The organism is Methylobacterium sp. CCH5-D2, from assembly GCF_001556475.1.
Classification (GTDB): domain Bacteria; phylum Pseudomonadota; class Alphaproteobacteria; order Rhizobiales; family Beijerinckiaceae; genus Methylobacterium; species Methylobacterium hispanicum.
This window is the reverse complement of sequence record NZ_LSIX01000012.1, coordinates 1-7,124: the sequence shown is the minus strand read 5'-3', so window position 1 is coordinate 7,124 and position 7,124 is coordinate 1. Positions and strand designations below refer to the sequence as shown.

10 protein-coding genes are annotated in these 7,124 nt (G+C 73.5%); 5 read left to right on the top strand and 5 right to left on the bottom strand.

The window, feature by feature from the left end:
• Positions 1 to 1,041, top strand: a 1,041-nt coding sequence (gene fliI / locus AX737_RS00235; protein WP_066918071.1) for a flagellar protein export ATPase FliI, incomplete at its 5' end; no start/stop codon positions are given.
• A gap of 61 nt (positions 1,042 to 1,102) precedes the next feature.
• Positions 1,103 to 1,510 carry a flagellar export protein FliJ gene (fliJ, locus tag AX737_RS00240; RefSeq protein WP_066918072.1) on the top strand — a complete coding sequence of 136 codons (408 nt, stop codon included), beginning with the start codon at positions 1,103 to 1,105 and terminating at the stop codon, positions 1,508 to 1,510.
• Positions 1,511 to 1,773: 263 nt separating this feature from the next.
• Here the strand turns inward: fliJ (AX737_RS00240) and AX737_RS32760 are convergent, their stop codons facing one another.
• From AX737_RS32760 to AX737_RS00250, 3 genes are all read right to left on the bottom strand, one after another.
• Entirely contained in the window at positions 1,774 to 1,938 is a 165-nt protein-coding gene (locus AX737_RS32760) for a hypothetical protein (protein WP_156453431.1), read from the bottom strand.
• 79 nt (positions 1,939 to 2,017) lie between these two features.
• Positions 2,018 to 3,298, bottom strand: coding sequence for a hypothetical protein (locus AX737_RS00245; protein ID WP_066918073.1), 1,281 nt, complete (start codon positions 3,296 to 3,298; stop codon positions 2,018 to 2,020).
• On the bottom strand, positions 3,295 to 3,546 hold the full coding sequence (locus AX737_RS00250) for a hypothetical protein (protein WP_066918075.1): 252 nt from the start codon (positions 3,544 to 3,546) through the stop codon (positions 3,295 to 3,297). Before AX737_RS00250 ends, AX737_RS00245 begins: the two co-directional genes overlap by 4 nt.
• Before the next feature lie 32 nt (positions 3,547 to 3,578).
• On the opposite strand from AX737_RS00250, the gene AX737_RS00255 reads away from it, so the two are divergent.
• The 3 genes from AX737_RS00255 (at position 3,579) to AX737_RS32765 (ending at position 5,351) form a co-directional block, all read left to right on the top strand.
• Positions 3,579 to 3,830: a hypothetical protein gene (locus tag AX737_RS00255; protein ID WP_066918075.1), complete on the top strand. Its 252-nt coding sequence runs from the start codon at positions 3,579 to 3,581 to the stop codon at positions 3,828 to 3,830.
• Positions 3,827 to 5,107 carry a hypothetical protein gene (locus tag AX737_RS00260; RefSeq protein ID WP_066918073.1) on the top strand — a complete coding sequence of 427 codons (1,281 nt, stop codon included), beginning with the start codon at positions 3,827 to 3,829 and terminating at the stop codon, positions 5,105 to 5,107. Before AX737_RS00255 ends, AX737_RS00260 begins: the two co-directional genes overlap by 4 nt.
• 79 nt (positions 5,108 to 5,186) lie before the next feature.
• On the top strand, positions 5,187 to 5,351 hold the full coding sequence (locus AX737_RS32765) for a hypothetical protein (RefSeq protein WP_156453431.1): 165 nt from the start codon (positions 5,187 to 5,189) through the stop codon (positions 5,349 to 5,351).
• Positions 5,352 to 5,614: 263 nt separating this feature from the next.
• Here the strand turns inward: AX737_RS32765 and fliJ (AX737_RS00265) are convergent, their stop codons facing one another.
• Together fliJ (AX737_RS00265) and fliI (AX737_RS00270) are read right to left on the bottom strand one after the other, a co-directional pair.
• Positions 5,615 to 6,022, bottom strand: coding sequence for a flagellar export protein FliJ (fliJ, locus tag AX737_RS00265; RefSeq protein WP_066918072.1), 408 nt, complete (start codon positions 6,020 to 6,022; stop codon positions 5,615 to 5,617).
• 61 nt (positions 6,023 to 6,083) lie between these two features.
• Positions 6,084 to 7,124 (bottom strand): flagellar protein export ATPase FliI (gene fliI / locus AX737_RS00270; RefSeq protein WP_066918071.1); only part of this gene is annotated, 1,041 nt, incomplete at its 5' end.

Below are 7,124 nucleotides of genomic sequence, written 5' to 3'. Positions count from 1 at the left end.
CGGCCGTCCCAGGGCTGGCTCGGCCGGGTGATCGACGCGCTCGGGCGCCCGGTCGATGGGCTCGGGCCGCTGCCGCAGGGGCCCGAGATCTACCCCTTGCGGGCCGACCCGCCCCCGGCCCACGCGCGGCGCCGGGTCGGCACGCCGCTCGATCTCGGCGTGCGCTGCATCAACACGTTCCTCACCATGTGCGCCGGCCAGCGCATGGGCATCTTCGCCGGCTCGGGCGTGGGCAAGTCGGTGCTGCTCTCGATGCTCGCCCGCTACACCGCCGCGGACGTGGCGGTGATCGGCCTCGTCGGCGAGCGCGGCCGCGAGGTGCAGGAGTTCCTGCAGGACGACCTGGGTGCGGCGGGCCTTGCCCGCTCGGTCGTGGTGGTGGCGACCTCCGACGAGCCGGCCCTGATGCGCCGCAACGCCGCCTACGTCACCCTCTCGGTGGCCGAGCACTTCCGCGACCAGGGCGCGCGGGTGCTCTGCATGATCGACTCGATCACCCGCTTCGCCATGGCCCAGCGCGACATCGGGCTCGCCGCCGGCGAGCCGCCGACCGCCAAGGGCTACACGCCGACCGTGTTCAGCGAGTTGCCGCGCCTGCTCGAGCGGGCCGGGCCCGGGGTGGGGGAGGGGACCATCTCGGCGCTGTTCACGGTGCTGGTCGAGGGCGACGACCACAACGAGCCGGTGGCGGACGCGGTGCGCGGCATCCTCGACGGGCACATCGTGATGGAGCGCGCCATTGCCGAGCGCGGGCGCTACCCGGCGATCAACGTGCTGCGCTCGGTCTCGCGCACCATGCCGCGCTCCTGCGACCCAGCCTTCCTCCCCGTGGTGCGCCGGGCGCGGCGGGTGCTGGCCACCTACAGCGACATGGAGGAGCTGATCCGCCTCGGCGCCTACCGCGCCGGCTCCTCGGCCGAGGTCGACGAGGCGGTGGCGCTGATGCCGGATATCGAGGCTTTTCTGGGACAGGGTAAGGAAGAAGCAACGTCCATCGGTGAAGGTTACGCACGTCTCGCCCAGATCGTGGGGGCGGGGTGAGAGGCGCGTTCCGGGATGACCGGTTGGGGCCTCCGTCGAAGCGTGGAGTGAGCGTCCCCCCATGAAATCGCGTGACACGCTGATCCGCCTGCGCCGCTTCCAGGTCGATGAGAAGCGCCGCCGTGTGACGCAGATCGAGATGATGATGGCCGACTTCCTGCGCATGGCCCAGGAGCTCGACCGGGAGATCGCCCAGGAGGAGGCCCGTGCCGGCATCTCCGACACCGCCCACTTCGCCTACCCGACCTATGCCCGCGCCGCCGCCGGCCGCCGGGACAACATGCGCCAGTCGGCCGCCGCGCTGGAGGACCAGCTCGCCGAGGCCAAGGCCGAGCTCGGCGAGGCCTTCGAGGACCTGAAGAAGGTCGAGATCCTGGACGACCGCGAGCGCTCCGCCGAGCGCGCCGCCGAGGCCGCCCGCGAGCAGGCCGCGATGGACGGCATCGGCCTCGGACGCGCCCGCGCCTGAGGCTGGCCGCGAAGTCCCGTACGGGGCCGGGTGGCCGGCTCCGCCTCGCCGTCGCGCATCGCTGCGCTGCATCGCCGGGGTCCGTGCCCCGCGATGCGGCGTTTTTCCGTTCGTTGGGCCGGCGTCGCCGGGAGCCCCACGCCCAGGGGCTGCCGCAGGCGGCGCGGGGTCAGGGTCGAGTCCGCAAGGCCCCGGTGCCGACCGGAACGACCTCCGGCCTCGGGTCCCGAGTCCGTCCGCCGAACTCGGCCCTTCGACTGGGCTTAGCCCGGCAGGCGTGCGGTGTCCGGCGCGAGCAGGCGCCGCGCCTTGAGGTTCAGGGCCGGCTTCTCGATCAGCTGCCAGGACAGGGCTGCCGGCCCGATCACCAGGAGGGCGCTCGCGAGGGCCTGGACCAGCGGATGCGCGCCGGGCGTCGGCCCGAGCACGACCTGCTGGATCGGGTAGGCGTAGATACGGCGAGCGCCGCGATCCGGCGCAGCGCACCGGAATTGTTCGCTCTGTCGCTCATCGGGCCATTCCCAGGATGCCGGCCGGCTCGGCCGATCGGAGGTCGGCGGCCCGGCCCGCGCCGGAACCCGTGTCCGCCGTCGCGTCCGCGCCGGCGGCCGGATCCGCGCGCGCGCCGTCGGCGGCGCCGAGCAGGAACCAGAGCAGGGCGGCGGTCTTGATCGAGAAGGGCGAGTCGCTGATGACGAGCAGCAGGCAGATGTAGGCCGCCACCGCGCAGCGCAGCCGCCACGCATCCGCGTTGCCGGCGGGCATCAGCACGAAGAGCAGCCAAGCCGCCAGCCCGCCCACGAGCCCGATCTGGAGCAGCACGTAGGCGTAGCCCGCGTCCGAGACGAAGACCTTCTCGGCGCTGATCCCCAGCACGCCTTCGAGCGGCAGCGCGGTGACGATCTCGGCCGCGACCAGCAGGCGCCCGACGAAGTTGTTGCTCCGGTCCGAGGCCGTGCTCTCGAAGCCGCAGACCGCGAGCGCCAGCAGGATGGCGCAGGGCAGGGCGAACCAGAGCAGGCGCGGCAGCCGGTGTGCGGCCAGGAGCGCGGCGGCGATCGCCACGCAGACGACGGCGCCGAAGCGCGCGTCCGCCAGGATGATGGTGAGGGCCGCGCAGGCGAAGAGCCAGCCCCGGCCCCGCATCCCCGGCCGGTAGAGGCCCCAGGCGAACAGGATCGCGCCGAAATTGCCCGCCGAGACCGGTTCGAGGAACACCGAGGAGACCCGGTGCGGCCCGAGGAAGGGCAGGATCGTGCGCGCATCCGGCCGCACGCCGCTCACGAAGAGCGAGCCGGTGAGGCCGTTGATCTCGGCGGCCGACATGCTGCCGCGGGCGATGTAGTAGCGCACGATGTTGAAGAACTGCTCGTAGAGCGGCAGCGCCGCGTACTCGAACAGGCCCATCGCCACCACGATGAGGCCGGCGGCGAGCGCCGCGCGGTCCGCGTCGCGGATGTCGGGCGCGCGCAGGCCGAGATTGTAGAAGGCGACCGGGATGAGCAGGTCGCGGATCATCTTCGGATCGGTCGAGCCCCGCAGCACCAGGAGCAGGATCGCGTAGGCGGCGAGCACCGCGATCACCAGCCAGGGGCCCGCGCGCGCGTCGAGCGCGAAGGCCAGCGCCAGCATCACGATGCAGGCCTCGGCGCCGGCGACGGTGCCGCCCGTGACCGGCAGGCCCATCGTGTTCAGGAAGCAGAGCCCGGCATTGAAGAGGAGCGCGCCCATCAGCGCGCACAGGGCTGCGCCGGACTGGTAGGGCGCGCGCCCGTCCACGGCGCTCACGCCGGCCTCACCGCCACGGCGGCGCCCCGGGGCACCGCGCGGCGCGCGAGCGGCGCGCGCCCCGGCTGGACCGCGACGATCCCGATGAGGCCCGCGCGGCGGAAGCCGCCGGTCCCGTCCAGGATCTCGATCAGTCGCGCCAGGCGGCCGCGCGTGGTCCGGCCCGGGGCGATCACGAGGACGATCGCGTCCGAGGTCTCGGGGATCGCGAGCCAGCTCTCGCCGTCGGTGACGTCGCGCTCCGTCACGATCAGCTCCGGCCGCGCGGCCGGAGCTGATCGTGACGGAGCGCGACGTCACCGACGGCGAGAGCTGGCTCGCGATCCCCGAGACCTCGGACGCGATCGTCCTCGTGATCGCCCCGGGCCGGACCACGCGCGGCCGCCTGGCGCGACTGATCGAGATCCTGGACGGGACCGGCGGCTTCCGCCGCGCGGGCCTCATCGGGATCGTCGCGGTCCAGCCGGGGCGCGCGCCGCTCGCGCGCCGCGCGGTGCCCCGGGGCGCCGCCGTGGCGGTGAGGCCGGCGTGAGCGCCGTGGACGGGCGCGCGCCCTACCAGTCCGGCGCAGCCCTGTGCGCGCTGATGGGCGCGCTCCTCTTCAATGCCGGGCTCTGCTTCCTGAACACGATGGGCCTGCCGGTCACGGGCGGCACCGTCGCCGGCGCCGAGGCCTGCATCGTGATGCTGGCGCTGGCCTTCGCGCTCGACGCGCGCGCGGGCCCCTGGCTGGTGATCGCGGTGCTCGCCGCCTACGCGATCCTGCTCCTGGTGCTGCGGGGCTCGACCGATCCGAAGATGATCCGCGACCTGCTCATCCCGGTCGCCTTCTACAATCTCGGCCTGCGCGCGCCCGACATCCGCGACGCGGACCGCGCGGCGCTCGCCGCCGGCCTCATCGTGGTGGCGATGGGCCTGTTCGAGTACGCGGCGCTGCCGCTCTACGAGCAGTTCTTCAACATCGTGCGCTACTACATCGCCCGCGGCAGCATGTCGGCCGCCGAGATCAACGGCCTCACCGGCTCGCTCTTCGTGAGCGGCGTGCGGCCGGATGCGCGCACGATCCTGCCCTTCCTCGGGCCGCACCGGGTCTCCTCGGTGTTCCTCGAACCGGTCTCGGCGGGCAATTTCGGCGCGATCCTGTTCGCCTGGGGCCTCTACCGGCCGGGGATGCGGGGCCGGGGCTGGCTCTTCGCCTGCGCGGCCCTCACCATCATCCTGGCGGACGCGCGCTTCGGCGCCGTCGTCTGCGTGGCGATCGCCGCCGCGCTCCTGGCCGCACACCGGCTGCCGCGCCTGCTCTGGTTCGCCCTGCCCTGCGCCATCCTGCTGGCGCTCGCGGTCTGCGGCTTCGAGAGCACGGCCTCGGACCGGAGCAACAACTTCGTCGGGCGCCTGCTGGTCGCGGCCGAGATCGTCACCGCGCTGCCGCTCGAAGGCGTGCTGGGGATCAGCGCCGAGAAGGTCTTCGTCTCGGACGCGGGCTACGCCTACGTGCTGCTCCAGATCGGGCTCGTGGGCGGGCTGGCGGCTTGGCTGCTCTTCGTGCTGATGCCCGCCGGCAACGCGGATGCGTGGCGGCTGCGCTGCGCGGTGGCGGCCTACATCTGCCTGCTGCTCGTCATCAGCGACTCGCCCTTCTCGATCAAGACCGCCGCCCTGCTCTGGTTCCTGCTCGGCGCCGCCGACGGCGCGCGCGCGGATCCGGCCGCCGGCGCGGACGCGACGGCGGACACGGGTTCCGGCGCGGGCCGGGCCGCCGACCTCCGATCGGCCGAGCCGGCCGGCATCCTGGGAATGGCCCGATGAGCGACAGAGCGAACAATTCCGGTGCGCTGCGCCGGATCGCGGCGCTCGCCGTATCTACGCCTACCCGATCCAGCAGGTCGTGCTCGGGCCGACGCCCGGCGCGCATCCGCTGGTCCAGGCCCTCGCGAGCGCCCTCCTGGTGATCGGGCCGGCAGCCCTGTCCTGGCAGCTGATCGAGAAGCCGGCCCTGAACCTCAAGGCGCGGCGCCTGCTCGCGCCGGACACCGCACGCCTGCCGGGCTAAGCCCAGTCGAAGGGCCGAGTTCGGCGGACGGACTCGGGACCCGAGGCCGGAGGTCGTTCCGGTCGGCACCGGGGCCTTGCGGACTCGACCCTGACCCCGCGCCGCCTGCGGCAGCCCCTGGGCGTGGGGCTCCCGGCGACGCCGGCCCAACGAACGGAAAAACGCCGCATCGCGGGGCACGGACCCCGGCGATGCAGCGCAGCGATGCGCGACGGCGAGGCGGAGCCGGCCACCCGGCCCCGTACGGGACTTCGCGGCCAGCCTCAGGCGCGGGCGCGTCCGAGGCCGATGCCGTCCATCGCGGCCTGCTCGCGGGCGGCCTCGGCGGCGCGCTCGGCGGAGCGCTCGCGGTCGTCCAGGATCTCGACCTTCTTCAGGTCCTCGAAGGCCTCGCCGAGCTCGGCCTTGGCCTCGGCGAGCTGGTCCTCCAGCGCGGCGGCCGACTGGCGCATGTTGTCCCGGCGGCCGGCGGCGGCGCGGGCATAGGTCGGGTAGGCGAAGTGGGCGGTGTCGGAGATGCCGGCACGGGCCTCCTCCTGGGCGATCTCCCGGTCGAGCTCCTGGGCCATGCGCAGGAAGTCGGCCATCATCATCTCGATCTGCGTCACACGGCGGCGCTTCTCATCGACCTGGAAGCGGCGCAGGCGGATCAGCGTGTCACGCGATTTCATGGGGGGACGCTCACTCCACGCTTCGACGGAGGCCCCAACCGGTCATCCCGGAACGCGCCTCTCACCCCGCCCCCACGATCTGGGCGAGACGTGCGTAACCTTCACCGATGGACGTTGCTTCTTCCTTACCCTGTCCCAGAAAAGCCTCGATATCCGGCATCAGCGCCACCGCCTCGTCGACCTCGGCCGAGGAGCCGGCGCGGTAGGCGCCGAGGCGGATCAGCTCCTCCATGTCGCTGTAGGTGGCCAGCACCCGCCGCGCCCGGCGCACCACGGGGAGGAAGGCTGGGTCGCAGGAGCGCGGCATGGTGCGCGAGACCGAGCGCAGCACGTTGATCGCCGGGTAGCGCCCGCGCTCGGCAATGGCGCGCTCCATCACGATGTGCCCGTCGAGGATGCCGCGCACCGCGTCCGCCACCGGCTCGTTGTGGTCGTCGCCCTCGACCAGCACCGTGAACAGCGCCGAGATGGTCCCCTCCCCCACCCCGGGCCCGGCCCGCTCGAGCAGGCGCGGCAACTCGCTGAACACGGTCGGCGTGTAGCCCTTGGCGGTCGGCGGCTCGCCGGCGGCGAGCCCGATGTCGCGCTGGGCCATGGCGAAGCGGGTGATCGAGTCGATCATGCAGAGCACCCGCGCGCCCTGGTCGCGGAAGTGCTCGGCCACCGAGAGGGTGACGTAGGCGGCGTTGCGGCGCATCAGGGCCGGCTCGTCGGAGGTCGCCACCACCACGACCGAGCGGGCAAGGCCCGCCGCACCCAGGTCGTCCTGCAGGAACTCCTGCACCTCGCGGCCGCGCTCGCCGACGAGGCCGATCACCGCCACGTCCGCGGCGGTGTAGCGGGCGAGCATCGAGAGCAGCACCGACTTGCCCACGCCCGAGCCGGCGAAGATGCCCATGCGCTGGCCGGCGCACATGGTGAGGAACGTGTTGATGCAGCGCACGCCGAGATCGAGCGGCGTGCCGACCCGGCGCCGCGCGTGGGCCGGGGGCGGGTCGGCCCGCAAGGGGTAGATCTCGGGCCCCTGCGGCAGCGGCCCGAGCCCATCGACCGGGCGCCCGAGCGCGTCGATCACCCGGCCGAGCCAGCCCTGGGACGGCCG

Excerpts from the sequence above, each read along its gene's own strand:
- fliJ (WP_066918072.1), top strand. The coding sequence starts at position 1,103 with ATGAAATCGCGTGACACGCTGATCCGCCTGCGCCGCTTCCAGGTCGAT.
- fliJ (WP_066918072.1), bottom strand. The coding sequence starts at position 6,022 with ATGAAATCGCGTGACACGCTGATCCGCCTGCGCCGCTTCCAGGTCGAT.